A 25516-nucleotide genomic window follows, 5' to 3' on the forward strand; every position below is an offset into this window, starting at 1 on the left:
CCATCGAACGGACCGCAATTTGTGAGAAGACTGCTGAGGGAGATCCCACGGCAGAAGTCGCCCCCCAGGCGGGGCGAGACCTATCGGCTGAGATGCAACTCGGCACACGAGTTCGCTTACTGACCCTTTGCTCGGTCTCGAATAGTCGCACAACGACCCGAGCTCCCTGTGACCCCCCTGTAAGTCCGGTGTAAGCGCGTCGTTATAGCCTCCCGCTGTGGAGCTCAGGATGCGGAGGCTGGGAATGCGCAACTGGCTCGTGGGGTACGTTACGACTTTCGGCTTTCCAATCCAGAGATGGGTGCCGCCAACCCTCGCGCTGCTCCTGGCTTGGGCCCTATTGGCGCGGTGGTTGCCCCGGTGAACCCGCTTCCTCCCGGCGGCTGGCGCACACACCGGTCACCGTCGACGATCCCGGGCCAACCTACCAGATGACGGCCGCGCATATCAGCGCCAACGGCACCGCGGCGCCCCCGATGATGACCCACCTGCGCATGTCCGCAGGATCTCTGGAATAGGTGAATATCTGGAAGGCCACGAAAAGGCAGACCGCGGCGCCCAGGATGATGCGAAACAAATCCGATGGCGTCTCGTAGGCCGACCAGATGGTTTCGTTCTGCGGGCTCGCGACGCGAGCCGTTATGACCACCACAAGGATCAGAAACAGCGTCCGCAGGATAAGACCGAGGAAACGCATATTGGCGCCCTGATTCACACTCCTGAATAACGCTAGCACGAATCGTGCCGAAAAGCATTCATTTGGCTGGTCCCTGCCGGCTCCAAACAAAAATCCCGGAGCTTTGCCCCGGGATTCCTGCTTGCTCCGAAGGTGAGCGGCGTCAGACCTGAGAGTGGCGTGCCATAAAATTGTCAAAGCCGACTTCGGCGACCTGGAACCACTGATAGCCGTTGTTGGAGAACGACGTCAGCGAGTCATAGACCTTCTTGAAGTTGGCATTGGTCGCCGAAACCTCGGCATGCAGCTCCTTGGCGGCCTTGAAGGACGCTTCCATCACCGCAGACGGGAACGGACGCAGCTTGGTGCCGGCCGCGAGCAGCTTCTTCAGCGCGACCGGATTGGCCTGGTCATAACGCGCCATCATCCAGTTGTTGGCGAGATGGCCGGCCTGCTCGAGCACGAACTGATAGTGCTTCGGCAGCGCATTCCACTTGTCGAGGTTGATCATCGCCACCAGCATCGGGCCGCCTTCCCACCAGCCCGGGAAGTAATAGTTCGGCGCGACCTTGTAGAAGCCGAGCTTCTCGTCGTCGTAGGGACCGACCCACTCGGCCGCATCAATGGTGCCTTTTTCCAGCGCCGGGTAGATGTCGCCGCCGGCGAGCTGCTGCGGTACCGCGCCAAGCTTCTGCATCACCCTGCCGGCAAAGCCGCCGATGCGGAATTTGAGGCCCTTGAGATCGTCGACGGTGTTGATCTCCTTGCGGAACCAACCACCCATCTGGCATCCGGTGTTGCCGGCGAGCAGCGAGGTGACGTTGTAGCTCTTGTAGAACTCGTTGAGCAGGTCCTTGCCGCCGCCCAGCATGAACCAGGCCTGGTTGAGCCGCATGTTGGGCCCGAACGGCACCGAGGAGCCGAAGGTGAAGGTCGGGTCCTTGCCGAAATAGTAGTAGGGCGCGGTGTGCCCCATCTCGACCGTGCCGTTCTGCACGGCGTCGAGCACCTGCAGGCCGGGCACGATCTCGCCGGCAGCAAAGGTCTGGATCTGGAACTTGTTGTCGGTAGCTTCACCGACCGCCTTGGCCATCAGCTCGGCGCCGCCATGCAGCGTGTCGAGCGACTTCGGCCAGCTCGTCGTCAGGCGCCATTTGAGCTCCGGCATCGACTGCGCGATCGCGGGAGCTGCGACCGTTGCCGCGCCTGCGACGCCCAAACCCGTGACCTTGATGAAATCTCTGCGCTTCATTTGAATCCCACCCTGTATGATTGTGATTGTCCGAGCGTCGACTGCTTGCGATCGTCGCGCTGCGTTTCTTTGCTGTCATGACCGGTGACCGATCACGCGCCGCCTTCGTGCCGAGGCTTCGGGCGCGAGCATGGAACATCCCCTCGGCGAATGCCAGACGCAAAAAACCCGGCCTCCTTGCGGGGGCCGGGCTACTTAAGTCGAAGCTTTGGGCGCGTTCTCGTCTCGCGAACGCTCGAAGCGCTGTTAGCCGCGGGTGCGCGAGCGGATCATGAAGCTGTCGAAGGTGTATTCGGCGACCTGCCACCACAGATACTGGTCGGAACGGTACGCCTGCATGGCGTCGATCGACTTCTTGAAGTCGGCATTCTTGGCCGAGATTTCACCCCACAGCTCGTTGGTCGCCTTGAGGCAGGCCTCGAGCACTTCGTTGGTGAACGGACGCAGCTGCGTGCCGCCGGCAACCAGCCGCTTCAGCGCCGAGGGGTTCTGCATGTCGTAGCGCGCAGCCATCCAGGTGTTGGCGTTGGCGGTCGCGTTGGTCAGGATCGCCTGGTAGTTCTTCGGCAGCGCGTTCCACTTTTCGAGGTTGCAGTAGGCGTGCACGGTCGGGCCGCCTTCCCAGAAGCCCGGATAGTAATAGTACTTGGCGACCTTCTGGAAGCCGAGCTTCTCGTCGTCATAGGGACCGACCCACTCGGCGGCGTCGATGGTGCCCTTTTCCAGCGCCGGATAGATGTCGCCGCCGGCGAGCTGCTGCGGCACCACGCCGACCTTCTGCAGCACCTGGCCGGCAATGCCGCCGATCCGGAATTTGAGGCCGGAGAGATCGGCGACCGTCTTGATCTCCTTGCGGAACCAGCCGCCCATCTGGGTGCCGGTGTTGCCGCAGGGGAAGCCGATCACGCCGAACTTCTTGAAGAACTCGTTGCCGAGCGCCTCGCCGCCGCCCTGGTACCACCAGGAGTTCTGCATGCGCGCGTTGAGGCCGAACGGCACCGACGCGTAGATCGCAAAGGTCGGGTCCTTGCCGACATAATAGTAGGACACGGTGTGGCACATCTCGACCGTGCCGTTGGAGGTCGCGTCCAGCGCCTGCAGGCCGGGGACGATCTCACCCGCCGCGAACACCTGGATCTGGAACTTGTTGTCGGTCATTTCGGCGACATACTTCGCCACCTGGTCGGCACCGCCATAGATGGTGTCCAACGACTTCGGGAAGCTCGAGGTCAGGCGCCACTTGATTTCAGGCGAGGACTGCGCAATCGCCGGCGCGGCAACCGCCGTCGCGGCAGCACCGGCCGCAGACACTTTCAAAAAATCACGACGCTTCATCGTAAGGCTTCTCCTTGAGGGGCGTTTCCCAGTGACCGCAAGCAGTTCTCCGGCAGGACGCTTGCAAGCAGAACACTCGCAAACGCCCGCCGAGGCGCTCTCGGTCGGCCCTTTAACACGGAAGACGGCCTCACGGAAACGCGACAATGGCATGACCGCACCAATTAAACGAAAGTCTGATGAGGCGGGAATATGCCGGAAAATCCGGGCTCAGACTGCGGTGAAGACGGCCTGCAGCGGCTCGCGGAGCTTGTCGCCGTGACGCGGTAAATCGCCGCGTGCGGACCGCCCGGCTGGCGCTCAACCACCGGGCTCCCGTCGCAATCAGCGCCGCGTCGCCTCTCGCGCCTTCTTGGCTTTGTCGGCCAAATACCGCCCACGCCGGATCCAGCTTTGCGCGGTCGTCTTGCTGACGCCAAAGGTCTTGGCGATCGCCACGGCGGCCTCGCCGATCGAGCCGGATTTCTTTGCAAGGTTGAACGCCGCCCGGGAGGCCTCTTCACGCTTCTCCCGCGTCAGATGCTTGCGGCGTTGTTTGTTTGCTTCGCGTGATGCTGCCATGTCGCTGGTCGCCTCACGGCCCCTCCCCGCATTTCGGCTACCCGTGCCCGCCTTCAATTGACGGAACGGTGGTACGATTCGGCCAGTGCTGGACAAACATACAGGCCGGACGCGATTCAGCAATCGTCCAAGGGCGACAGGCCTGTGAAGAAAGGCCGCCGGGATGCCGGCCTTTGAGGCCCGCCGGCTGACCGGGGCAACAGCGCGGGCTCAGGCGGCGGCGATGACGCCTTGCAGCTGCTCGCGGACCTTGCTGCCGATCGCGCGATAGATCGCCGCGTGCGGCCCGTCCGGTTCGCTCTCGACCACCGGGTTGCCGGAATCCGAGGCGGTGCGGATGGCGATGTGCAGCGGGATTTCGCCGAGGAACGGCACCCCGAGCTTCTCGGCCTCGTGACGGGCGCCGCCATGGCCGAAGATGTCCGAGCGCGTGCCGCAATGCGGGCACTGGAAATAGCTCATGTTCTCGACAATACCGAGCACCGGCACATTGACCTTCTTGAACATCGCCAATCCGCGCCGCGCGTCGATCAGCGAAAGGTCCTGCGGCGTCGAGATGATGACGGCGCCCTTGAGCGGGACGTTCTGCGCCAGCGTGAGCTGGGCGTCGCCGGTGCCGGGCGGCATGTCGACGACCAGCACATCGAGCGTGCCCCAGGCAACGTCGCGCAGCATCTGGGTGATCGCCGACATCACCATCGGCCCGCGCCAGATCATCGCGGTGTCCTCCTCGACCAGGAAGCCGATCGACATGATCGACAGGCCGAAGCGATGCAGCGGGATCATCTTCTTGTCGTCGTTGAGCTGCGGCTTCTCGCGGATGCCGGTCAATCGCGGCACCGATGGGCCGTAGATGTCGGCGTCGAGCAGCCCGACGCGCAGGCCGATGTCGCGCAGACCGAGCGCAAGATTGAGCGCCGTGGTCGACTTGCCGACCCCGCCCTTGCCGGAGGCAACCGCGATGACGGCGGAGATGCCGGGGATCTCGGCCTGCCGGGCCATCGGCGATTGCGCACCAGGCGGGTGCGGATGACGGTGCGCGGACGCAGGCTGGACGCCGCCGGCCGGCCGCGGCGCAGGCGCCGCACCACCGGCCTTGCGCTCCGCGGTCAGCGCGATCATCGCGACGCTGACGCCGGGAATGGCGCGCACGGCGTTCTCGGCCTGCGCACGCACGCTCTCCCAGGCGCGGGCTTCCGCGGCATCGACGTTGATCGAGAAGAACACCTTGCCGTCGGTGACCGTGATCGCCGACAGCACATTGGCGTTGGTCAAGGCTGTGCCGCGCGGCGACATCACCTTGGCAAGACAATCGAGAACCTGTTGCTGCGTCACGCTCACCACGCATCTCCTGGCAAATTCAAGAGAGCACCCATAGAGCGTTGCAGCGCAAAAGGCTACCTCGCTCCGACGTCGTCCCGTCGCTCGGCCGGCGCTGCGGCGCCGCCCTCCTTGGCGGCCTCGTAGTTCAGCTCGATCATGACCCCGTTGGGGTCGTTGACGAAGATCTGCCAGAGATCGCCGCCGGGAACCTGTCGCGAGTCGAATTCCATACCTTTGGACTGCAGCCGCTTCCGCATCCCGTCAAAGCCCTGACTGGCAAAGGCGACGTGATGGACGACGCCGGAGTCAGGCTTTTGCGCCTCGTCGGTCGCGGAAATGTCGACCAGATGCACGACCGCCTTGCCCTCGCTGTACATCCACGCACCGGGGAACGCGAAGTTCGGCCGCGCACCTTTTTCCAGGCCCAAAATGTCCTCATAGAACCGCACCGTGGCGGCGAGATTCCGGGTCCGGATATTGAAATGATCGAGCACACCGACGCTCATGCCCATGCGAGACACTCCCTTTTTTGTGAGGTTCTTTGGTGGGCCGATCCTAGCACAAAACCGGGGTCTGCCATCCAACGAAGCCGTTGCCCTCCGCTGCGCAGGGGGTATGGTGCGGCTCCCTTCCATGGACGGAATGCCCTGCCCGCCGCGACGTTTTCCGGGCGGTCCCAAGGGGCGATCACCACGGCAAATCACAAGGTAACAGACATGGCTAAAGTCGCTTTCCTCGGTCTCGGCGTAATGGGTTTCCCGATGGCGGGACACCTCGTGAAAAAGGGCGGCCATGAGGTCACCGTTTACAACCGGACCGCGGCGAAGGCGAAGGAATGGGCCGACAAGTTCGGCGGCAAGACGGCGCCGACCCCGAAGGCCGCCGCCGAAGGCCAGGATTTCGTGATGTGCTGCGTCGGCAACGACAACGACCTGCGCGCGGTCACGATCGGCGCCGACGGCGCCTTCGCCGGCATGAAGAAGGGCGCGACCTTCGTCGACCACACCACCGCCTCCGCCGAGGTCGCCCGCGAGCTCGATGCCGCCGCCACCAAGGCCGGCTTCAAGTTCGTCGACGCGCCGGTGTCGGGCGGCCAGGCCGGCGCCGAGAACGGCGTGCTGACGGTGATGTGCGGCGGCAGCGCAGACGCCTACGCGGGCGCCGAGCCGATCATCACCGGCGCCTATGCGCGGATGTGCAAGCTGCTCGGACCGGCGGGCGCCGGCCAGCTGACCAAGATGGTCAACCAGATCTGCATCGCCGGCCTCGTGCAGGGCCTGTCCGAGGGCATCCACTTCGCCAAGAAGAGCGGCCTCGACGTCGCCGCCGTGATCGAAACCATCTCCAAGGGTGCCGCGCAGTCCTGGCAGATGGAGAACCGCTACAAGACCATGAACGAGGGCAAGTACGATTTCGGCTTCGCGGTCGAGTGGATGCGCAAGGACCTGTCGATTGCGCTGGCGGAAGCCCGCCGCAACGGCGCGACGCTACCGGCGACCGCGCTGGTCGACCAGTTCTATGCCGAGGTCGAGAAGATGGGCGGCAAGCGCTGGGATACGTCGAGCCTGCTGGCGCGGTTGCAGCGGTAGCTGCTCGCATTGGCACGGTGACCCGCGTCGGCGGGTCACCGTGCCATGCAGCCTCGTCTCGCGAAGGAGCATTCCCCTTAGAAGGTGCGCGCTGCCAAAATATCGAAAACAACCCCATGCAAAGTAGCTGACCCGCCGCCGGCATTCGATTTGGCAACTTGACACGTCGGGCAAATCAGGGGCACATTTCCATTATTCCGAAATCATTTGGACGTGGCCAGCGTCTGGGGTTCGCAGGCGGTCACGCAATAGATGTATGCCGAAACATGCCGGCTTTCGTTGCAGTCCTCGAAAGCCGTGGCTCTTCTCGGACCAACGGCGCGGCGCCTGCACAAAAGTTAATTTAACCTCCGGTTAACGCTTTTCTTTAGCTCTTTAAGGTAACGCTTAATGAATTGGCGTCACAGATAGACAATGCAAAAAGCCCGCGCGGTTCGCGGGCAGGATTTGTGTTGTTGATGAGTAATCCCGCAGAAAAGCCTGAAGTTGTACAGCTTCCGGCAGGACCTCAGGTGACGGCGCCGGTGAACAGCCGGCGCGTCGCAGCGCAGCGGGTGCGTGAGGCGCGGGATCGGTTAACGTCAACCAGTGGAACCCGCCCGGCGTTCGACGCCGAACTGCTCCGGCAATATGCCCAGACCCGGATCTCGGCATCCTACGTCGTGATGCTGCTCGTGGTGGCAACCGGCGTCCTGTTTGGCCTCTGGATGAAGCCGATCGTGGCCGGCGCCTGGACGGTCGGCATCCTCGGCGTCCATCTCGCCATCATCCGCAGCTGCGCCCGCTTCCTCGCCGAGCCGACCTCGGTCGCGGTGACCCGCAAATGGCGGACGCGCTTCGTGCTGCTCGACCTGCTCTACGGCCTGTGCTGGACCGCGATCCTGATCCACCCCGCCGTGCGCGATCTCTCTTCCAACACGCTGATGATGTTCCTGATGCTGCTGGTGATCGCGGTCTCCAGCATGCTGGCGGCAAGCCTGCCGATCGCAGCACTCGCGGCGACCGTTCCGGTGACGGTCGGGATTGCGCTCGACCTCGTGCTCAACGGCGCGTTCGACAATTACGTGCTGGCGCTGCTTGCGCTTGCCGCCGAAGGCTATTTCGCGCTGCTGGCCCATCGCCTGCATTCGACCACGCTGGCGACGCTGGAAGCCCGCGCCGAAAAGGACGCGCTGATCGGCGAGCTGGAACAGGCCAAGGCAATCTCCGACGAGGCGCGGCACCGCGCCGAATCCGCCAACGTCGCCAAGTCACGCTTCCTGGCTCAGATGAGCCACGAACTGCGCACGCCGCTCAACGCCATCCTCGGCTTCTCCGAGGTGATGAAGAGCGAGATCTTTGGTGCGCACGCGGTGCCGGTCTACAAGGAATATTCCGCCGACATCCATAATTCCGGCGTGCACCTGCTCAACCTCATCAACGAGATCCTCGATCTGTCCCGCATCGAGGCCGGCCGCTACGAGCTGAACGAAGAGGCCGTGGCGCTGGTGCATGTCGTCGCCGACTGCCACCATTTGCTGAAGCTGCGCGCCTCCAGCCGCGGTATCACCATTCACGAGGTGTTCGAGCATGGCATGCCCCGGATCTGGGGCGACGAGCGCGCCATCCGCCAGGTCGTGCTCAACCTGCTCTCCAACTCGATCAAGTTCACCCCGCAGGGCGGCGAGATCTGGCTGAAGGTCGGCTGGACCGCGTCGGGCGGGCAATATCTGAGCGTCAAGGATACCGGAAGCGGCATCGCCGAGGACGAGATCCCGGTCGTGCTGGCCTCGTTCGGCCAGGGCTCCAACTCGATCAAGTCGGCGGAACAAGGTGCGGGTCTTGGGCTGCCGATCGCGAAGAGCTTGATCGACATGCATGGCGGCACCTTCACGCTGAAATCGAAGCTGCGCATCGGCACCGAGGTGATCGTGACCTTGCCGCCGGAGCGGGTGATGAGCGCGCTGGCGCCGATGACGGAAGACGCGCCGCCGATGCAGCCGGAGCCCGTCGAGCCCGCGATGGGCGCCGACCGGAAACGTGTGCGCCGCAGGTCGATCATGAGTGCCGGCACCGGATTGTAGAGCATGTCGCGGACAATCGTGACGCGGTTTTCGTTGCCCATATATGCAAGGCGTTCGCGCCAGGACCATGCTCGCGACAAAAAGCCGGGGCGTGATGGTGCATCCCGATTCGACCGACTTGCACTGGCGGGTGAAACGGTTCAACAGTTGAAGAATGAGCTCAGAAACGCCGTGTATCGCAGTCTGCATGATGGACCCCAGGACGAAGCTCTGCTTCGGCTGTGGTCGCACGCTTCCGGAGATCGCGCGCTGGCACAAGATGGACCGCGCGGAGCGGCTGTCGGTCATGGCGACGCTGCCGGCGCGGATGGCCGAGGCCGGGCTCGAGCGCATGGAGCCGCATCCGAAGCGCGCGTGACCACCGTCGCGACCGGAGCCGCACCGTGACCCGCATCCTCCTTGTCATCCTGCTGCTGATGGCAACCGCCGGCGCCGTTGTCGCCTATGGCGATCCCGATCAGATCGCGCGCGCGAGGCAAAATCTGACCCAGATCTTCGGCCGCAGCATCGCTGCGCCGGCCGCCGCCCCTGCCCCCGCGGTGCAGATTGCGCGCAGCCAGGGCGGCGAGTTTGCGTTCCGCGCCAAGATCAACGGCGTCAGCGCGCCGATGGTGATCGACACCGGCGCAACCTCTGTCGTGCTGACCTGGGAAACCGCCAAGGCGATCGGGCTGCCGACCGACATGCTCGAATACAATGTCGACCTGGAGACCGCCGGCGGTCACACCAAGGCGGCGCGGCTGACGCTCGATCGTCTCGCGGTCGGCAAGCTGGTCGAGAAATCGGTGCCGGCGCTGGTGGTGCAGCGCGGACAGATGAAGACCAACCTGCTCGGCATGAGCTTCCTCGACCGGCTCGAAAGCTGGGGGGTCCGTTCCGATACGCTGAGCCTCACCGGGTACCCCGACGTCACCGGCAGCATCAACACCTCAAGCCGTCACCGGCGCCCGCGCGCGGTTGTCGACTAGCGTTTCTTGTCTTGACGCGTTTTCTTCACGCGAACCGGCATCCACTTCGCTCGAAAACGCTTTGGCGCTAGCGGTCGTCGTCGTGGATCGACGATGGATGCCGGCATAGCGGGGTGACGCGGATCTCCATGAACGGGAACAGCGGCAGGCTGGACAGGATGTCGTGTAACTCCTGCGCGCCCGATACGTCGAAGACGCTGACATTGGCGTAGCGCCCGGCCACCCGCCACAGATGGCGCCAGGCTCCCGTGCGTTGCAGCTCCATGGCGCGGACGCGTTCCGCCTGCTTCAGCGCATCGACCCTTTCGGCCGGGAGATCGTGCGGGATCCGCACTTCCATTTCGACGTGAAACAGCATGATGATGAACCTTTTCTGCGGCGAGGTGACAACGGCGTGGAGCCGCCACGCGAGCGTGGCGGCTCCACTAATCCGTCTATCAGATAATCAGCCCTGCACCAGACCGCGACTGACGAGGTTGATGTCATCGGGATTGACGAGATCCTTCGCCGTCCAACCGGAGACGTCGTAGTCGCTCATGCAATTGCGCACGAAATCCTGCATGGCGCCGAGGTCGCCGGTCGCGCTCGCGGCCATCAGCGTCTCGACGCGCAGGTTCTCGTAGTTGCCCGCGTAGTTGCGCTCGTAGAGCTCGTGCCGGCCGCCGAACTCGGAGCCGACCGCGTCCCAGAGCAACTTGAGCAGCTTGATCCGGTCGATCGCGGCATAGCCGTTGGAGCCGCGCACGAAGCGATCGAGATAGGGCCGGATCGCCTCGCTCTCCAGGTCGGCCGAGCTCGACGGCAGATAGATCAGGCCGCTCGCGACATGGCGTTCGATCAGTTCCTTGATCCGCGGATAGGCCATCGGGGCGAACACGCGATAGGCCAGCCCGTAGTTCAGGTTGGGCAGATTGTAGCCCTCGGTCCCCTGCCAGGCGATCGGCGATTTCACCATTGCATCCGAGATGCCGTGGAACAGATTGCGCCAGGCAATCACCTCACCAACCGCCGTCTGCACGCCGCGGAAATCCTTCGATCCGGTCGCCTCCACCGCCATCGAGAACAGACCGGCGATGAAGTCGAGCTTGACGGCGAGCCGTGTCACGCCATGCAGCGTGAAGCGCGGGATGAAGCCCGACGCCGGGAAGAACTGGTTGATCTTGTCGACGTCGCCATAGATGAAGACGTTCTCCCAGGGCACCAGCACCTTGTCGAACACGAGGATCGAGTCGTTCTCGTCGAAACGGCTGGACAGCGGATAGTCGAACGGCGAGCCGGTCGCGGCCGCGGTGAATTCATAGGACGAGCGGGCGATCAGCTTGACGCCCTTGGCGTCCATCGGCGCCGTGAAGATCAGAGCGAACGACTTGTCCTTGATCGGGATGCCGTAGTGGGCGATGAAATTGTAGTGCGTCAGCGCCGAGCCGGTCGCAACCACCTTCGCACCCGAGACGATCAGGCCGGCATCGGTCTCCTTCTCGACATGCATGAAGACGTCGCGCACGTCCTCGATCGCCCGGTCGCGATCGATCGGCGGGTTGACGATGGCGTGATTCCAGAAGTCGAGCCGCTCCTGGGTCCGGGCATACCATTTCTTCGCGTTGCCGGCGTATTCGCCATAGAAGCCCGAATTCGCGCCCAAGGTCCCAAGGAAAGCCGCCTTGTAGTCCGGCGAGCGGCCCATCCAGCCGTACGCAACCTTCTGCAATTCGGTGATCGCGTCGCGGCCCTTGATCAGGTCATCGGCCGTTCGCGAGCCCAGGAAGAACGGATGGGTCAACTGTCCCGAGCCGGTGTCGGTCAGGACGCCGATCTGATCCTTCTTGGCGTGAAAGCGGTCGTACCAGCGCGCCACCATCCGCGCCGAGTTGCGGAAGGCGGGATGCTGGGTGACGTTCTTGACGCGCTCGCCGTAGATGTAGATCTCTCGGCCATCCTGGATGCTGTCCAGAAATTCCGCGCCGGTATAGACGCTGGTGGTTGGCGCAGGCGCGTCGGCCCGCAGGGCAGCTGCTGTAGTCATGGGTTTCTCCTCCGCTTGTGTCGTTGGACCGGCGGGCGTTGCTACCGGCCCGGACCATCCCGTCACGCTCTTGGTCGGCGTGACATCGGCGGAAAAGCTACGCGCTCAGCCTGAGCGGGCGAAAGGTATCACACCATACCGCGCGAACCGCCGCGGCTCGGGCTATGACTCGATGGACCGGACGGCGAACGATCGTCAGGCCGACGCAACGCCGCAGCTGATGCAGCAATCGCACGGCACGGCAAGGGAGCGAAAACCGGAGCGAGCCATGGGCAAAGGTTTGGCCAAGGATCTGGGCAAGGATTTTGACAGCGCTGCTGTCGCTTTCCATCGCGATGGGAAATTGGCCCTCAACGCCTGCGTCGTGACCATCGGCGCGTTCGACGGCGTTCATCGCGGCCATCAGGAACTGCTCCGGCAGACCATTGCGGCAGCGCGACGCCGTGGCATTCCGGCCGTGGTCTATACCTTCGATCCGCCACCGAAAGTGTATTTCGGACAAGCCGAGGCGCTGATCTCGCTGCGCGAAAAGCTCAAGCGCATCGCAACATTCGCACCGCATCATGTCGTCGTCGCCGATTTCAACCAGCTCTACGTCCGCCGCACCGCGGCCGATTTCCTCGCCGAGTTGCAGCTTCTGCAACCGCGTGAAGTGGTCGTCGGCGAAGATTTCCGCTTCGGGTCCTGCAAGGGCGGCACCGCGCAGCTGCTGCGGCAGCACTTCAACACGCGCATCCTGCCGCCGGTGCGCTGCGGCAATGGCGAGATCGTCTCCAGCAGCCGGATCCGCACGCTTCGGCGATCCGGCCTTGCCGCCGCCGCGTCGGCGCTGGAAAACTGGCGAGACATCGTGACCGCGTCACCTGCCAACCGATCCGGTTTGGTCCAACTCGAGGTCATCAACCCATGACCGCCATCGATCCGCGCGAGCTGCGCAATGCCTGTGGCCAATTCGGCACCGGCGTCACCATCATCACCACGCATTGCGAGGGACGCGACCATGGCATGACGGCCAATGCGTTCATGTCGGTCTCGCTCGATCCGCCGCTGGTCGCGATCTCGATCGCGAAAAGCGCAAAGATGCTCTGCAACATCCAGAATAGCGGCCGCTTCGCGGTCAGCGTGCTCGCCGAAGGCATGGAAGATCTCGCCTGGCATTTCGCAGGCAAGCCCAGGCTCGACCTCTGCGACGTCTTCGAACGCCGCAAAGAGCTGCCTGTCATCGCCAACGCGGCGGCGTATTTCGTGACCGATCTTGCGGATGAGGTCGTCGCTGGCGACCACACCATCTTCCTCGGCCATGTCCGCGAGATGGCACTGGAGCCCAGCAAAAAGCCGTTGCTGTTCTGCCGCGGCCGCTTCGGCGGCCTTGCCGATCCGCACCCGGCGCCCGCGATGCTGGAGAATGCTGCCTACGAATTTATCTGGTGAGACCGCCAGCCGAAATTCCCGAAAACGGGAATGCAAGTTTGATCCAAACTGCAAGAAAAGGAGGAAACGACCATGCTGAACGTCACCAAGGACACCATCACCGACCACGTGATCGCCGCGCTCTCGAACGACATTCCGGATCGCAACCGTCAGATCATGACGAGCCTGATTCGCCACATGCACGCGTTCTGCAAGGAGGTCGACCTGACTTTCGCCGAATGGTTCGCCGCCTGCGAATTCCTGCGGCGCGCCGGCGACATCTCGGACGAGAAGCGCAACGAGTTTATCCTGATCGCTGACATTCTCGGCGTCGAGGTGCTGGTCGACATGCTCGACCACCGGGTCACCGATGGCGAAAGCGAATCCACCGTGCTCGGGCCGTTCTACCGGGAGAACCCGCCGGTGCTGCCGAAGGGCGCCTCCATCATCAAGAAGACGTTCGACAACGCGCAGACCGTCAAGGTCAGCGGGCGCATCAGCGACACCGCGGGCCGGCCGATCGAGGGCGTCACCATCGATGTCTGGGAAGACGCGCCGAACGGCCTGTACGATCTGCAGGATCCGGAACAGCCTGCCTATAATCTACGCGGGCGGTTCACGACCGACGCCAACGGCGAATATTCGTTCGTGGCGCTGCGTCCCGAGCCTTACCCGATCCCCTATGACGGCGCCGGCGGCGAGCTCCTGAAATACATGGGCCACCATCCCTGGCGTCCGGGCCACATCCACTTCATGCTCTCGAAGGACGGCTATCAGTCGCTGATCTCGCAGATCTACGATTCCGAGACCAAGTACCTCGACAACGACTCGGTGTTCGCCGTGAAGCAGAGCCTGATCGGCAAGTTCGACAAGGCACCGGCCGGCGCCGGCACCGATCTCGTTCTTGATTTCGACTTCAAGCTCAAGAAGGCGGCGGTCGAGCGCCTCGTCGCGGCCGAGTGATAGACACCACGCCCTGCCAGACCCTGAAAGGCCTGGCAGGGTACATCTTTATCTGACCTGCGAGGACCTATGAGTCGTGCCGTGATCGAAATCGCCCAGCCCGTGGAGCAAGTGCGGAGCCTCGCAAGGGACACTGCGATCCGCAGTATCCGCGCCACCATCGTCGAAGCGCCGACCCGCCGGCGGCACAAGCTTTCGAACACGGAAGTCACGCATCAGGGCTACGTGCTGGTGCGCGTGCTGCTCGATAACGGCGTGACCGGTATCGGCGAAGCCTCGACGCTCGGCGGGCCGCGCTGGGCCGAGGAGAGCGTGGAATCGATCAAGGCTGCGGTCATGAACTACCTGGCGCCGGCGCTGCTCGGGCAGCCTGCCCTCGCCTTCGAAGCCAATGCGTTGCGGATGAGCAAGGCCGCGACCCGCAATTTCGCGGCCAAGGGTGCGATCGAGTCCGCCCTGCTCGACGCCGCCGGCAAGACGCTCGGCCTCCCCGCCAGCGCACTGCTCGGCGGTGCGGTTCGCCAGCGCATGGAAGTGATCTGGGCGCTGGCCTCGGGCGACAGCGGCCAGGAGCTGGAGGAAGCGAAGGAGAAGCTGCGGCGCCGCGAACACCGCCAATTCAAGATCAAGTTCGGCTTCAATCGCCCACAGGCCGATCTGAAGCGGCTGCAGACGCTGCGTGCCGGCCTCGGCGACGAGGTGCGCCTGATCGTCGATGTCAACCAGGGCTGGACCGAGGCCGAATGCATCCGCTTCATGCCCGCGCTTGAGGAACTGGACGTCGCTCTGGTCGAACAACCGGTGTCGGCGCTGCAGCTGGAAACCATGGCGCGTGTCGCGGCGCGCACCTCCATCCCGTTGCTTGTCGATGAGGCCGCTTTCACCAAGGAGGAAATCGCCCGCGTCGCCACGATGGGCTGCGGCAGCGTCTATTCGCTGAAGCTCGTGAAGAGCGGTGGCCTGTTTGAAATGAACCGCGCCGCCGCGGTCGCGGCCGCGCACGGCCTCGAGCTCTACGGCGGCTGTCTGCTGGAGAGCAGCATCGGCGCGGCTGCGCATCTCGCCGCATTCGCCACCCTGCCCAGGCTCGAATGGGGCAGCGAGCATTTCGGCCCGCGGATCCTCGTGGAAGACCTCGTCGTCAACCCGATCAGATTCGACGAGTTCGAGATCTCCGTGCCGGATGGCCCGGGCCTCGGCGTCGAGGTCGACGAGGACAAGATCCGTGCCTTCGCCCGGAAGGATTAGCGAGATGGCATCGGTCGGGCTGATAATTGACAATCCAGGGATGCCCGCTCAGTCTTCCCGCTGGAACCACTGTCTCGATCATGCGCCGATGACCACGCGATATCAAACCCGGCAGGCCTTTCCCGCAGCTTCCGCGGAAGCGTGCGGACAAACGTCCGGCTGACCGTGACCGATCGCGACGACGTCATGGATCTGAGGCGACTGGTCTACTTCGTCGCCGTCGCCGAGGAACTGCATTTCGGCCGTGCCGCATCGCGGCTCGCGATCGCCCAGCCGCCGCTCAGCCGGCAGATTGCGCAGCTGGAGAGCGATCTCGGCGTCGTGCTCATCGACCGGAGCCGAAGCCAGATCCGGCTGACCCAGGCCGGCAGCGTTCTGCTGGAACGTGCGCGGGATGTGCTGGAGCGGCTTGACCGCACGCATCGCGAGATCAAGCGGATCGGCGAAGGCTTTTCGGGGCACCTGCGCGTCGCCTTCGTCGGATCGGCGACCTATGGCGTGCTGCCCAACGTGATCAAGGCGTTTCGCTCCGCCTATCCTGACGTCGAGCTCGCGCTGTCGGCGATGAACAACGCCGAGCAGAAGCGCGCGGTGATCCAGCGCGAGATCGATATCGCCGTCGCCCGCCCTTCGCTCGACGACGAGGAATTGAAGTCGGAGCCGCTGCTGCAGGAGCCGTTGATCCTCGCGCTGTCCGACACCTCGCCGCTGCTCGAGCAGCAGGTCACGCTTCTGTCGGCGCTCAAGGCCGAGACCTTCATCCTCTACCCGCGCAAGCCGCGCCCGAGCTTCGCCGACCACATCCTCAACATCTGCCTCGAAGAGGGTTTCATTCCGAAATCGCAGGTGCTGGCGCAGGATTACCAGACCGCGATCAGCCTGGTGTCGGTTGGCGTCGGCATCGCGCTGGTGCCGCAATCCGTCTCGCAGGCGGACCGGCCCGGCGTCGCCTACCGCGCCTATGAGGGACATAATCCCGGCACCGCGCTGTCGCTGAACTACCGGCGCGACAACCGGATGCCGCACCTCTTCAACTTCCTGAAGGTCGCACAGGACGTCACGCGGCGTCAGCGCAAGCCATAGGCGCGCGGTCGTCGACGCGCGCGATCGCATCGCGCAGCACGTCGCTTCCTGCGCCCGGCCGAACGCCGTTCTCCGCGAGATATCTGCGGAAGGCACGCGCACCGGGGACGCCATGAAAGGCGCCGACGAAATGGCGCGTGATCGAATGCAGCCGCGTGCCCTCGGCCAGTTGCCGCTCGATATAGGGCAGCATCGCCGCGAACACGTCCTTCATCGTGGCGTGCGGCGGCGTTTCGCCGAACAGTTCGGAATCGACCGTGAGCAGCCGCCACGGCTCCTGATAGGCCGTCCGCCCCAGCATCACGCCATCGACCTGCGCCAGATGCTGCTTCGCTTCGGCAAGGCTCGTGATCCCGCCGTTGATGATGATGGGCACATCCGGCAGCGCCGCCTTGAGGCGATAGACGCGATCGTAGTCGAGCGGCGGGATGTCGCGGTTCTCCTTCGGCGACAATCCGTTGAGCCAGGCCTTGCGCGCATGCACGACGAGCGCGTCCGCGCCCGCGGCAATCACGCCGCGCGCCAGCACATCGAGCGCGACTTCCGGATCCTGGTCGTCGATGCCGATCCGGCACTTCACCGTGACAGGAATCTTCACCGCGCGCTTCATCGCCGCAACGCCCTCGGCGACCAGCGCGGGCTCCGCCATCAGGCAGGCGCCGAAACGGCCGTCCTTCACCCGGTCGGACGGACAGCCGACATTGAGATTGATCTCGTCATAGCCGAAATCCTCGCCGATCTGCGCAGCGGTCGCGAGATCGCGCGGATCGGAACCGCCGAGCTGCTGCGCCACCGGGTGCTCGCTGGCATCGAAGCCGAGCAGCCGCGCCCGGTCGCCGTGGATGATGGCGCCCGTGGTCAGCATCTCCGTATAAAGCCGCGCCCGCCGTGACATCAGGCGATGGAAGACCCGGCAATGCCGGTCAGTCCAATCCATCATGGGAGCAACTGAAAATATATAACTCTGTGATTTCAATGCCTTACCTTGGCCTTCCACACAACGAACCATGAACCTGTGCACTTCAATAGCCGAATTTGCACACGCTTGTACCCGTTTTGACCTGTCAGTGCACACGTCGCACACGGTTTGGGGAGTGCACACGACCGTGGCCAGCTTCAACTAGTTGGAACATGCGAGATGGCCGCTTGATCGCCAAGCCCTCGCCGGCGCTGTCATTACGACACGTCGATGGGGCAGCGCACGACTGCCTTCAGCTCGTTCTCCATTTTGGCCCGCGTGGTGACAGCCAGCCGCGAGGCCAGATCCGCTTGGGCGCGCTGCGCTTCAACGGGCAAACGCTCGATCAATTCCACATTCAGAGCTGAAATGCCCCTCAATGCGCCGCAGATGCCGGCGGCCATGCAGGCAATTGTATCAGCATCGCGGCCGAAATTGGCGCCGAGACTGGCGGCCAGCCGGGGATCGCCTCCAGCGAGACGAACGATCGCCAGCGCCGCAGGGACCGTTTCGCGGCTGTCGCAGGCGATCTGCCGGCGGAACTTGGCGTGATAGCGCTCGCGGAACATCTTGTAGTCGGCTGTTTCGCCGGCAAGCTCCAGCGCTGCGGTGATCAGCGACAGCATCTCCTTGCCGCTCCACCGCTTCAGGTGAGCTGTCGATGCTTGCAGCGTCGAGCCGACCGTCGCCTCCGGCATCAGTGCCTCGGCCACTGCGGCGGCGATCGCCGCCGCCCCATCCTGGCAGAACGCAAGGTCCGTGACGTGGAGCAGGCTCGCGATCTCCATGGCTTGCGCCGCCGCCGCGCGCGGATTTCCGGCATTGACGATTCCAACCGGTGCGATCGCCATCGCGGCGCTTGAGCTCGGCATCGTGCCCTCGGCAATCGTGCGCGGCGCATAGCCGTGGCGCAACTTGGCGGCCGCATGCAGCACGGACGGGAAGAAACGACCGACCTTGCTGCCGAAGATCAGGTCGTGCCGATCACGCCATTCCTCGGCCCAATGATCGGCGTCGGCATATCCGCCGGTCCGGATGAGCGCGGATGCGATCAAGTCGCGCATGATCGTGTCGTCTGTTCCGTCACCCTCGAACGAATCCACCCAGCCGAAGCGCCGCTCGATCTCCGCCGGCTCGAGATTCTCGGTCGGCGTGCCCATGGCGTCGCCGATCACGCCGAACGTCAGGCAGGCCAGAACGTGGGTCTCAAACCGGCTGGAGGTGCTGGCTTGCATGTCGGCTCCTTAAAGCGGGGAAATATCGACGGCCTTCGTCGCGATCGACCCGGTATCGACGACAAGTCCGACCGCGCCACCGAGCAGCGGTAGCCTGCCTTCGTCGCGAACCGAAAACACCTGACGACCGTCGACAGAAGCCTGGATCTCGACGTCCTGCAGCCGAAGCTCAAGGGCGTATGGCCGGTCGACTTCCCAGGCGAAACGGTCGCTGGCGAGAACCATCTCCTCATGGTCGCGCCTGAGCAGCGTGACGCGGCCTCCGTCGACCTCGTCGAACATCAGCGCGTAGTAGCGCTCGCGCCCTTGCAGGCGGGCGGCGAGCCCCCAACGCCGGGCGAGCAGCGGCGTGATCACCGAGCTAACGCGGTAGTCACGCCAATCCCGCGAACCCTGCGAGACGAAACCGATGCCTTCACCATTGGTGACGCGCAATCCTTCCCAACGGGTCTGAAACTGGCTCGCGCCGTTCACCCAGGCATGCTTCCACATCGTGCTCAGATTATCGTCCGGCCGGTAGAGCCTGGCCTCGGGGGCGCCGGACCAGGTCATATAATCGAGGTAGAGCGTGCCATCCGCGCCAAGCGGGTTTTCGGTTTCAAGTTCGAGCCCGATCTCGAAGATCGGATATCCGCCGGTATCGGGTATCCGCCAGGTCAGGACGGCATCCTGACCTGGCTGCAATGGCAGCCGTTCGCCGAAGATCGGGGCGAGTTCATCGCGCTCGTCGTAGACGCTGGCATAGAGACGCACGGAAACGTCCCCGATGCTTGAGCCAGCCTCGACCCTGGTTTCGACAAGCTGTCCGGAATGCAACGTCGGACAGGCCAGCAGCTGGTAGATCGGCATCGTGAAGACGTCCTTGTCGAAGAACGTCGGCGTCGCCACGCGCGCGACCCGTCCGCGCGCGAGACGTCGAAAGCCGATGGCCAGGCTGCGATGCCCGTCGCGGCTGTGCCCCTCCACGTTACCGACCTGCAATGGATGCAGGCTGGCGGCCTCCCCTGGCTTCGCACAAAATCCTTGCAGGCTACCCGGGAAATCGAAGTTGAAGCGCGCCCCGTTGTTCGGCCGCGCAGGCGGTTTCGATCCGACCAGCCTGTGGCCGGCCTGGATCAACGCGTTGGCCTCGATCACGGCATCGGTGATCGAGGCGCCGCCATCCGCCGTCGAGATGTACATCCGGTCGGCGATCGGCGCGCGAAAGTCGGGTCCGGCGTCGATGCCCGCAAGACCCGTCCTGATGCCGAACAGGCACCCGACATTGCCGGCATTGCAATCGGTGTCCCAGCCGGCGGTGTTGGCGATACGCATCGCGTCCTGGAAGCTGTCGGCGCCGTAGAGTGTCGCGAGGATGACAAGGGCGTGGTTGGGCACGACGTGGCAATTGCCACTGAACTTGTCGTAGCCATAGCGCCCGGCGATCAGCGCCCGCGTCCGTTCCCAGTCGTTGCCATTGTCGCCCGCATGCCATGCGCGCACGTCATCGACCACGCGCCGGATCAAGCAATCGGCGGGAATGAATCCGAGGCCGATGTCGAGCAGCTTCTGAACGTCCGCCTCGACGAAGGCCTGCGCCTCCATCGCCGCCAGCAGCCTGGCCGCATGCACCGCCTCGCCATCGTGGCTGACGCGGGCTGCCTGCTCGGCGAGATAAGCGGCCTGTTCGGGATTGCCGGGGCTCACCATCGCCCAGCCATCGATGAAGATCTGTCCGCCGATCTGCTCGGCGACGGTCTTGCCGTTCAGCTCGATCGAGCCGCTGCGCGGCGCCGGTACTCCGGACTTCAGCCTCAGATACGCCGTATGTTCCGTCGAATTGCCGATGCCGCCCCACCACAGCACCGAACGGTCCTCGACGATGTAGTTGAGCCAGCCGTTCCCGATCTGCTGCGACGTCAACCGCTCGGGAAAGCCGCAGTCGGCAAGCGTCCGCGGAAAGGCGAAGGTGCCCGAAACGTCGTCGTCGGTGACGACGAGATGGTGCGACCGCAATGCAACGTCATGGCGCTCGTTGACATAGTAGTTGATCGGACCGAGCTCCTGCATGATCCGATCATAGGTCCAGCCCTCGAACGGGCGCCCGAGATAGACGCCGATCAACTTGCCGAGCACGCCCGCATAGACCCGTTCGGCATAACCACCTGGTATCGTCGGCACGCCTTACTCCCTTCGTCCGCAGCCTTAAGCCGACGAACGTGTCATGACTTCAAACTTCAACTCGCGGCTCTGGCCGCGCGAATTCAGGCCGCCCGGCTGCAACCGTTCGAGCAGCGTGCGTGCCGCGAGCGCACCGAGATCGAATTCGGGCTGCCGGACCGTCGTCAAACCCAGGAGCTTGGCGGCTGGAATATCGTCGAAGCCGGCGATCGCGATATCGTCCGGGACCGATAAACCAGCGCTTCGCGCGCTGACCATCGCACCGATCGCCAGCATGTCGTTGGCACAGAACACCGCGGTGGGGCGGTCCCGGCCTCGCGCCAGGATCTCGCTCATGGCGCGCGCGCCCGACTCCTCCGAATAGCGGCTGTCAGTCACCACATCCGGCACGAGACCGGCTGCGCGCATCACCGCGGCATAGCCGAGGGCTCGCTGCCGGCTCGGCCCGACCTCGGCGAGGATCATCGCGATCCGCCGATGTCCCCGCTCGATCAGATATCTCGTCATGGCGGCCGATGCCTCCGCGTTGTCGATGTAGACGCTGTCGATCGGCAAATCGCCGGCCGCCTTGTACCGGCTCTCGAGGCGAACGATCGGGACACTCTGTCCGGCAAGCATCGACAGTTGCGGAACACGCAGGTGAAAGAACGTGCCGACCACGCCATCCGCGCGGCCCTGCAACAACCAGCTGACGGCGCGTGCCTCCCCTTCTTCACGGCCATCGGTATCGAACATCAGCACGTCGTAACCGGCAGGCGCCGCCACCGATTGCACCCCCCGCACAAGTCCCGGATAGAACGGGTTGGTGATATCAGGCACGACGCAGGCGAGCGCCATCGTGCGGGCACGGCGCAGCATCCGTGCGGGATGGTGCGGCTGATACCCCATTTCACCGGCGAACTTGAGAATGCGCGCGCGCGTCGCATCGGGGACGGACGGCGTCTCAGACTTGTTGAGCACCAGCGACACGGCGGCCTGCGAGACGCCGGCAGCCAACGCAACGTCCTTCTGCGTCGTGCGCGGATTGAAGCGCTCGCCGCCTCCGCCGCTTCGCGGTGATTGTGTTGACGATCTCATCTTGTTTAATTATACGTATTACTAAAGGAATATCAACAATCATAATTCCGCCGTCCCGGGAAAGAGGAAGCGCCGCCATGCCAGTAACCCGACGCCAAATCGTTGCCGCCCTGCCCGCCGCCGCTGTCGCGGCCAGCCTGCCTCGCGTGCCCGCACGGGCACAGGACGGACGCAAGGTGGTGACGTTCTGGTTCGCGCAGGCCAATTCCGATGGCCAGACGGCGCTGCGCAACGACCTCGTCGATGCATTCAACGCCTCACAAGACAAATATCTGCTTCAGCTCGAGGTCAAAGGCGCTGCGGTCAACAATCTCCTGAAGGTCGCACTGCTTGCCGGCAACGGACCCGACATCGTGCAGACGTCGGGCCCCTCCTATCTCACGGCGATCGCCAATGCCGGCCAGTTGCTGCCGCTCGATGATCTTGCGGCGCGCCATAAATGGAAGGAGCGCTTCCTGCCGGCGCTGCTCAACACCGGCGTCTATGGCGACAAGCTCTACGCCCTGCCGCGCGACTACGAATCCATGCACCTGTTCTACAACAAGCAGGTGTTCAGCCAGAACGGCTGGAAGGTTCCGACCAATCGCGCCGAAACCGAAGCCCTCGCGGACGCGGCCCTCGCCAAGGGCATCACGCCGTTCAGCGCCGGCAATGCAGATTGGAAGGGCGTCAACGAGTGGCTGATGACGGTATTCTTCAACAACGTCGCCGGTCCCGACAATGTCCGCAAGGCACTGAGCGGCGAGTTGCCGTGGACGGCGCCCCCCTTCGTCGAAGCCGTCGAACTCGCCAAGGCCTGGTACACCAAGGGCTACTTTGGAAAGAACTATTTCTCCCTCACCAACGAGCAGAGCTTTCTGCAGGTGGTGAACGGCAAGGCAGCCATGGCAATGAACGGCACCTGGTCGTTCGGCACCAAGTCCTTCGGCATGTCGAAGCCCGATACCGTGATGGACGTGGTGCCTATCCCTGGCCTCAGCGACAGGGTGACCGAGCCGCTCTCGCATCTTGCATGCGGCGCCACGCTTTCGATCGCGAAGACTTCGCAGAACGCTGAAGGCGCGGCAGCCGTGTTCGAGTTCATGCTGTCGCGGCAGTTCTACCAAAGCATGAATCGCGATTGGCCGGGCAAATGGGCGCTGCCCGTGAAGGATCTTCCCCCCGATCTGTTGCAGGGCATCGGATATCCCCTGTTCGAGAAGACCATCGCCAGCCTGCACGAGGCGTTCAGCAAGGGGCGATTCGGCTTCACGACCTGGACGTTCTGGCCGAACGCCGCGAACAGCTATGTCACGGAGGGGATCGAGCAAGTCTGGCTCAACCGGATCACCGTCGATGGCTATCTCAACCGCTTGCAGACCGTGTTTGCCGAGGAACTCAAGGCAGGCAGGGTGCCGCCACTCCCTCCCCGCACGGCGTGAGCGGCAGGATGTGGTTGTTTGCGCTTCCGGCACTCTTGATCAACGTTTGCATCATCCTGATTCCAGGCCTTCTCACGCTGATGGCGGCGTTTTTCGTCTGGGACGGCGTGGGCACGCCGGCATGGGCAGGGCTCGCGAATTTCCACAGCCTGTTCGACGATCCCGTGTTCTGGACCGCGCTGACCAACAACTTCATCTGGACCGCAATCTTTCTGATCGTACCGATGTGCCTCGCGCTGGTCATGGCGGCCGCGCTGATGATGGTTCCTTCGTCGCGCATCGTCGTGCAATCCATTATCTTCCTGCCCCGGATCCTCGCCGCCGCCGTCACCGGCCGGGTGTTCCAAGGCATGATCTTCAGCCCGGTCACCGGACTGGTGGGCTGGCTGAACGGGCATGGTCTTTCCATCTCGGATCCGCTCGCCGATCCTGACCGCTCGCTCTATGCGGTTGCGGCCGTCGACATCTGGCACTGGTGGGGCTTTCTTGCGGTCGTATATTTCGCTGCCATGCGGCAGATCAGCGTCGATCAGATCGAGGCCGCCCGTCTCGACGGTGCCGGCTTTTTCGCACTGCTGCGTCATGTCCTGCTGCCCGGCATTCGGCCAACGCTCGTGCTGATGATGATCCTCACCGTGATATGGTCATTCCAGGTCTTCGACTTCATCTACATCGTGACCCAGGGAGGTCCTGCCAACGGCAGCGACGTGCTCGCCACGCTCGCATATCGCAACGCGTTCTTCGCAGGCGATATCGGCAAGGCGACGGCGGCGGCCTGTGTGATGAGCCTCTTCGGCCTGTGCGCGACGTCGGTATATCTCTGGCTGCAAACCCGCGACAGTGCCAACGCAGCATGACCGAGAGCCGCCTGAACCGGACGCTCTGCCTGATCCTGATCGGCGTGGCGTCATTCGCCTCCCTGCTGCCCATCGTGCTCGCGGTGATGAATGCACTAAAGACAACCGTGGAAATCAGCACGAACCCACTGGCGCCCCCTCGCCAATTGCACTGGGAGAATTTCACGGCAGCCTGGAACAATGCGGCACTCGGCCCCAGCCTGTTGCACAGCGCCGAAGTCGCCGCCCTCACCATCGTCATGGTTTGCGCCACGGCTGCACCTTGCGCCTACGTCCTTGCACGGCAGCGAGGACGAGGCTTCCGGCTCCTCACGTTTTATTTCATGGCCTCGATCACGGTCCCGGTGCAGCTCTATCTTTATCCGCTGTATTTCATCTTCGCCAAGCTCGGACTGGTCAACTCGATCCCGGCAGTAGCGCTGATCTATACGGCGATGTTCTCGCCATTCTCGATCTTCCTGCTGCGCACCTATGTGGTCGCAATCCCCTACGCGCTGGAAGAGGCGTCGGAGGTGGATGGCGCGACAGCCTGGCAGAAGTTCTACTACGTCGTCCTGCCGATGATGCGGCCTGGGCTCCTGACCGTTGCGATTATCGTCGGCCTCAATGCCTGGAATGAGTTCGTGATCGCAGTCACGTTCTTGCAGAACGACAGCAACGTCACGGCGATCGTGAAGTTCTACAATCTGACCGGACAATATTCGACGGATTGGGGTGAGATGCTGGCTGCAGCAGTGATCATCGTGCTGCCGGTCGTGCTGGCTTTTGTGCTGCTGCAGCGTCGCTTCATCGACGGCATGACAGCCGGTGCCGTCAAGTCTTAGGTCGCTCTTCCCGCGGGCTCGACGGCTTCTCCGGCCGCAACGGCGCCGGCAGCATCAGCCTGCACCACGAAACAGCTGGTCTCATTTATTCTAAGTATAATGTACCAAAGCTGACTAACGGTCGCCAAGGCGCTCGTTGGAGAGCCGCGGAGCTTGCCTCTCGGCACGCCAACCTCTGCCCAACCGGGCCGGTGACCGCTGCCGAGTAGCTTCCAGCCAGCAATCCGATCCAGAAGGTTATCCCGGTCCTGCCGTAGCGTCGCGCGGCTTGAAAGCGTGATCCGCGACGGGCGCCACGCCGGCGGCCGGGCATTCCCGCCGCCGTCGGCAAACCGAACGAGTTGGAGATCATCGAGGCCGAAGCCGACATCATGCGCCGCATGCTCGCCGGTACATCGCCGACAAGACACCTCGCAGCATCGCGATCGACCCAGTGTGCCGGCGCTTCGCGGCACGTCGTGGACGGCCGCCGACCTTGTGGTTTGGAAAA

The 25516-nt window shown here is 63.7% G+C and carries 24 protein-coding genes; 12 read left to right on the forward strand and 12 right to left on the reverse strand.

Annotation, left to right across the window (positions count from 1 at the left end; translation table 11 throughout):
• Nucleotides 1-424 precede the first annotated feature (424 nt).
• From ACE10Z_RS28300 to ACE10Z_RS28325, 6 genes are all read right to left on the reverse strand, one after another.
• Nucleotides 425-715, reverse strand: a complete 291-nt coding sequence (locus tag ACE10Z_RS28300) for a hypothetical protein (protein ID WP_375783691.1) — start codon at nt 713-715, stop codon at nt 425-427.
• A gap of 124 nt (nt 716-839) precedes the next feature.
• Nucleotides 840-1928, reverse strand: a complete 1089-nt coding sequence (locus ACE10Z_RS28305; RefSeq protein WP_375783692.1) for a TRAP transporter substrate-binding protein — start codon at nt 1926-1928, stop codon at nt 840-842.
• A gap of 246 nt (nt 1929-2174) precedes the next feature.
• A complete protein-coding gene (locus tag ACE10Z_RS28310) occupies nt 2175-3263 on the reverse strand; it encodes a TRAP transporter substrate-binding protein (protein WP_097672506.1) in 1089 nt (362 codons plus the stop codon).
• Nucleotides 3264-3587: 324 nt separating this feature from the next.
• The gene (locus tag ACE10Z_RS28315) at nt 3588-3881 is read right to left on the reverse strand and encodes a hypothetical protein (RefSeq protein ID WP_375783693.1); all 294 of its coding nucleotides are present in this window, start codon (nt 3879-3881) and stop codon (nt 3588-3590) included.
• A gap of 153 nt (nt 3882-4034) precedes the next feature.
• Nucleotides 4035-5165, reverse strand: coding sequence for an Mrp/NBP35 family ATP-binding protein (locus tag ACE10Z_RS28320; RefSeq protein ID WP_375783694.1), 1131 nt, complete (start codon nt 5163-5165; stop codon nt 4035-4037).
• Between the two features lie 56 nt (nt 5166-5221).
• Nucleotides 5222-5659: a VOC family protein gene (locus ACE10Z_RS28325; RefSeq protein WP_212315226.1), complete on the reverse strand. Its 438-nt coding sequence runs from the start codon at nt 5657-5659 to the stop codon at nt 5222-5224.
• Between the two features lie 204 nt (nt 5660-5863).
• Between ACE10Z_RS28325 and ACE10Z_RS28330 the strand changes: the two genes are divergently transcribed.
• The 4 genes from ACE10Z_RS28330 (at nt 5864) to ACE10Z_RS28345 (ending at nt 9767) form a co-directional block, all read left to right on the forward strand.
• Nucleotides 5864-6736 (forward strand): NAD(P)-dependent oxidoreductase, encoded by an 873-nt coding sequence (locus ACE10Z_RS28330; protein WP_029078521.1) that lies wholly within the window; start codon nt 5864-5866, stop codon nt 6734-6736.
• A 458-nt stretch (nt 6737-7194) separates the two neighbouring features.
• Nucleotides 7195-8799 (forward strand): sensor histidine kinase, encoded by a 1605-nt coding sequence (locus ACE10Z_RS28335; RefSeq protein WP_375783695.1) that lies wholly within the window; start codon nt 7195-7197, stop codon nt 8797-8799.
• A 154-nt stretch (nt 8800-8953) separates the two neighbouring features.
• Nucleotides 8954-9157 (forward strand): DUF1289 domain-containing protein, encoded by a 204-nt coding sequence (locus ACE10Z_RS28340; protein WP_375783696.1) that lies wholly within the window; start codon nt 8954-8956, stop codon nt 9155-9157.
• A 25-nt stretch (nt 9158-9182) separates the two neighbouring features.
• Nucleotides 9183-9767 carry a TIGR02281 family clan AA aspartic protease gene (locus tag ACE10Z_RS28345; RefSeq protein WP_375783697.1) on the forward strand — a complete coding sequence of 195 codons (585 nt, stop codon included), beginning with the start codon at nt 9183-9185 and terminating at the stop codon, nt 9765-9767.
• A 67-nt stretch (nt 9768-9834) separates the two neighbouring features.
• Here the strand turns inward: ACE10Z_RS28345 and catC are convergent, their stop codons facing one another.
• Entirely contained in the window at nt 9835-10125 is a 291-nt protein-coding gene (catC, locus tag ACE10Z_RS28350; protein WP_375783698.1) for a muconolactone Delta-isomerase, read from the reverse strand.
• 87 nt (nt 10126-10212) lie between these two features.
• A complete protein-coding gene (locus ACE10Z_RS28355) occupies nt 10213-11790 on the reverse strand; it encodes a 4-hydroxyphenylacetate 3-hydroxylase N-terminal domain-containing protein (protein ID WP_375783699.1) in 1578 nt (525 codons plus the stop codon).
• Nucleotides 11791-11869: 79 nt separating this feature from the next.
• Between ACE10Z_RS28355 and ACE10Z_RS28360 the strand changes: the two genes are divergently transcribed.
• The 5 genes from ACE10Z_RS28360 to ACE10Z_RS28380 all read left to right on the forward strand — a co-directional run bounded on the left by ACE10Z_RS28360 (nt 11870) and on the right by ACE10Z_RS28380 (nt 16494).
• On the forward strand, nt 11870-12700 hold the full coding sequence (locus ACE10Z_RS28360) for a hypothetical protein (RefSeq protein WP_375789942.1): 831 nt from the start codon (nt 11870-11872) through the stop codon (nt 12698-12700).
• On the forward strand, nt 12697-13221 hold the full coding sequence (locus ACE10Z_RS28365) for a flavin reductase family protein (RefSeq protein WP_375783700.1): 525 nt from the start codon (nt 12697-12699) through the stop codon (nt 13219-13221). The genes ACE10Z_RS28360 and ACE10Z_RS28365 overlap by 4 nt, the downstream gene beginning before the upstream one ends.
• A 72-nt stretch (nt 13222-13293) precedes the next feature.
• Nucleotides 13294-14163 (forward strand): intradiol ring-cleavage dioxygenase, encoded by an 870-nt coding sequence (locus ACE10Z_RS28370; protein WP_375783701.1) that lies wholly within the window; start codon nt 13294-13296, stop codon nt 14161-14163.
• An 81-nt stretch (nt 14164-14244) separates the two neighbouring features.
• A complete protein-coding gene (locus ACE10Z_RS28375) occupies nt 14245-15411 on the forward strand; it encodes a muconate/chloromuconate family cycloisomerase (protein ID WP_375783702.1) in 1167 nt (388 codons plus the stop codon).
• Between the two features lie 141 nt (nt 15412-15552).
• Nucleotides 15553-16494 (forward strand): LysR family transcriptional regulator, encoded by a 942-nt coding sequence (locus ACE10Z_RS28380; protein ID WP_375783703.1) that lies wholly within the window; start codon nt 15553-15555, stop codon nt 16492-16494.
• Here the strand turns inward: ACE10Z_RS28380 and dusA are convergent.
• The 4 genes from dusA to ACE10Z_RS28400 all read right to left on the reverse strand — a co-directional run bounded on the left by dusA (nt 16469) and on the right by ACE10Z_RS28400 (nt 21816).
• A complete protein-coding gene (gene dusA, locus ACE10Z_RS28385; RefSeq protein ID WP_375783704.1) occupies nt 16469-17434 on the reverse strand; it encodes a tRNA dihydrouridine(20/20a) synthase DusA in 966 nt (321 codons plus the stop codon). The two genes, ACE10Z_RS28380 and dusA, sit on opposite strands and share 26 nt — an antisense overlap.
• A 236-nt stretch (nt 17435-17670) precedes the next feature.
• Complete coding sequence (locus ACE10Z_RS28390) at nt 17671-18687, reverse strand: ADP-ribosylglycohydrolase family protein (RefSeq protein ID WP_375783705.1); 1017 nt, start codon at nt 18685-18687, stop codon at nt 17671-17673.
• Between the two features lie 9 nt (nt 18688-18696).
• Nucleotides 18697-20847, reverse strand: coding sequence for an ADP-ribosylglycohydrolase family protein (locus tag ACE10Z_RS28395; RefSeq protein WP_375783706.1), 2151 nt, complete (start codon nt 20845-20847; stop codon nt 18697-18699).
• Nucleotides 20848-20871: 24 nt separating this feature from the next.
• Nucleotides 20872-21816, reverse strand: a complete 945-nt coding sequence (locus ACE10Z_RS28400; RefSeq protein WP_375783707.1) for a LacI family DNA-binding transcriptional regulator — start codon at nt 21814-21816, stop codon at nt 20872-20874.
• A gap of 95 nt (nt 21817-21911) precedes the next feature.
• Between ACE10Z_RS28400 and ACE10Z_RS28405 the strand changes: the two genes are divergently transcribed.
• Genes ACE10Z_RS28405 through ACE10Z_RS28415 form a run of 3 tightly spaced genes read left to right on the forward strand, consistent with a single transcriptional unit; the run spans nt 21912 to nt 25026 of the window.
• Entirely contained in the window at nt 21912-23345 is a 1434-nt protein-coding gene (locus ACE10Z_RS28405; protein ID WP_375783708.1) for an ABC transporter substrate-binding protein, read from the forward strand.
• An 8-nt stretch (nt 23346-23353) separates the two neighbouring features.
• Nucleotides 23354-24202 carry a carbohydrate ABC transporter permease gene (locus ACE10Z_RS28410; protein WP_375783709.1) on the forward strand — a complete coding sequence of 283 codons (849 nt, stop codon included), beginning with the start codon at nt 23354-23356 and terminating at the stop codon, nt 24200-24202.
• Nucleotides 24199-25026, forward strand: coding sequence for a carbohydrate ABC transporter permease (locus ACE10Z_RS28415; RefSeq protein WP_342728424.1), 828 nt, complete (start codon nt 24199-24201; stop codon nt 25024-25026). The genes ACE10Z_RS28410 and ACE10Z_RS28415 overlap by 4 nt, the downstream gene beginning before the upstream one ends.
• Nucleotides 25027-25516: the final 490 nt, after the last annotated feature.

Origin of the sequence: Bradyrhizobium sp. Pha-3 (assembly GCF_042258615.1) — a bacterium.
GTDB lineage: Bacteria > Pseudomonadota > Alphaproteobacteria > Rhizobiales > Xanthobacteraceae > Bradyrhizobium.

Bases quoted from the DNA above. Each gene is read 5' to 3' on its own strand.
- ACE10Z_RS28305 (WP_375783692.1), bottom strand. From the start codon at position 1,928: ATGAAGCGCAGAGATTTCATCAAGGTCACGGGTTTGGGCGTCGCAGGC.
- ACE10Z_RS28310 (WP_097672506.1), bottom strand. From the start codon at position 3,263: ATGAAGCGTCGTGATTTTTTGAAAGTGTCTGCGGCCGGTGCTGCCGCG.
- ACE10Z_RS28325 (WP_212315226.1), bottom strand. From the start codon at position 5,659: ATGGGCATGAGCGTCGGTGTGCTCGATCATTTCAATATCCGGACCCGG.
- ACE10Z_RS28330 (WP_029078521.1), top strand. From the start codon at position 5,864: ATGGCTAAAGTCGCTTTCCTCGGTCTCGGCGTAATGGGTTTCCCGATG.
- ACE10Z_RS28335 (WP_375783695.1), top strand. From the start codon at position 7,195: ATGAGTAATCCCGCAGAAAAGCCTGAAGTTGTACAGCTTCCGGCAGGA.
- ACE10Z_RS28340 (WP_375783696.1), top strand. From the start codon at position 8,954: ATGAGCTCAGAAACGCCGTGTATCGCAGTCTGCATGATGGACCCCAGG.
- catC (WP_375783698.1), bottom strand. From the start codon at position 10,125: ATGCTGTTTCACGTCGAAATGGAAGTGCGGATCCCGCACGATCTCCCG.
- ACE10Z_RS28355 (WP_375783699.1), bottom strand. From the start codon at position 11,790: ATGACTACAGCAGCTGCCCTGCGGGCCGACGCGCCTGCGCCAACCACC.
- ACE10Z_RS28365 (WP_375783700.1), top strand. From the start codon at position 12,697: ATGACCGCCATCGATCCGCGCGAGCTGCGCAATGCCTGTGGCCAATTC.
- ACE10Z_RS28370 (WP_375783701.1), top strand. From the start codon at position 13,294: ATGCTGAACGTCACCAAGGACACCATCACCGACCACGTGATCGCCGCG.
- dusA (WP_375783704.1), bottom strand. From the start codon at position 17,434: ATGATGGATTGGACTGACCGGCATTGCCGGGTCTTCCATCGCCTGATG.
- ACE10Z_RS28390 (WP_375783705.1), bottom strand. From the start codon at position 18,687: ATGCAAGCCAGCACCTCCAGCCGGTTTGAGACCCACGTTCTGGCCTGC.
- ACE10Z_RS28410 (WP_375783709.1), top strand. From the start codon at position 23,354: ATGTGGTTGTTTGCGCTTCCGGCACTCTTGATCAACGTTTGCATCATC.
- ACE10Z_RS28415 (WP_342728424.1), top strand. From the start codon at position 24,199: ATGACCGAGAGCCGCCTGAACCGGACGCTCTGCCTGATCCTGATCGGC.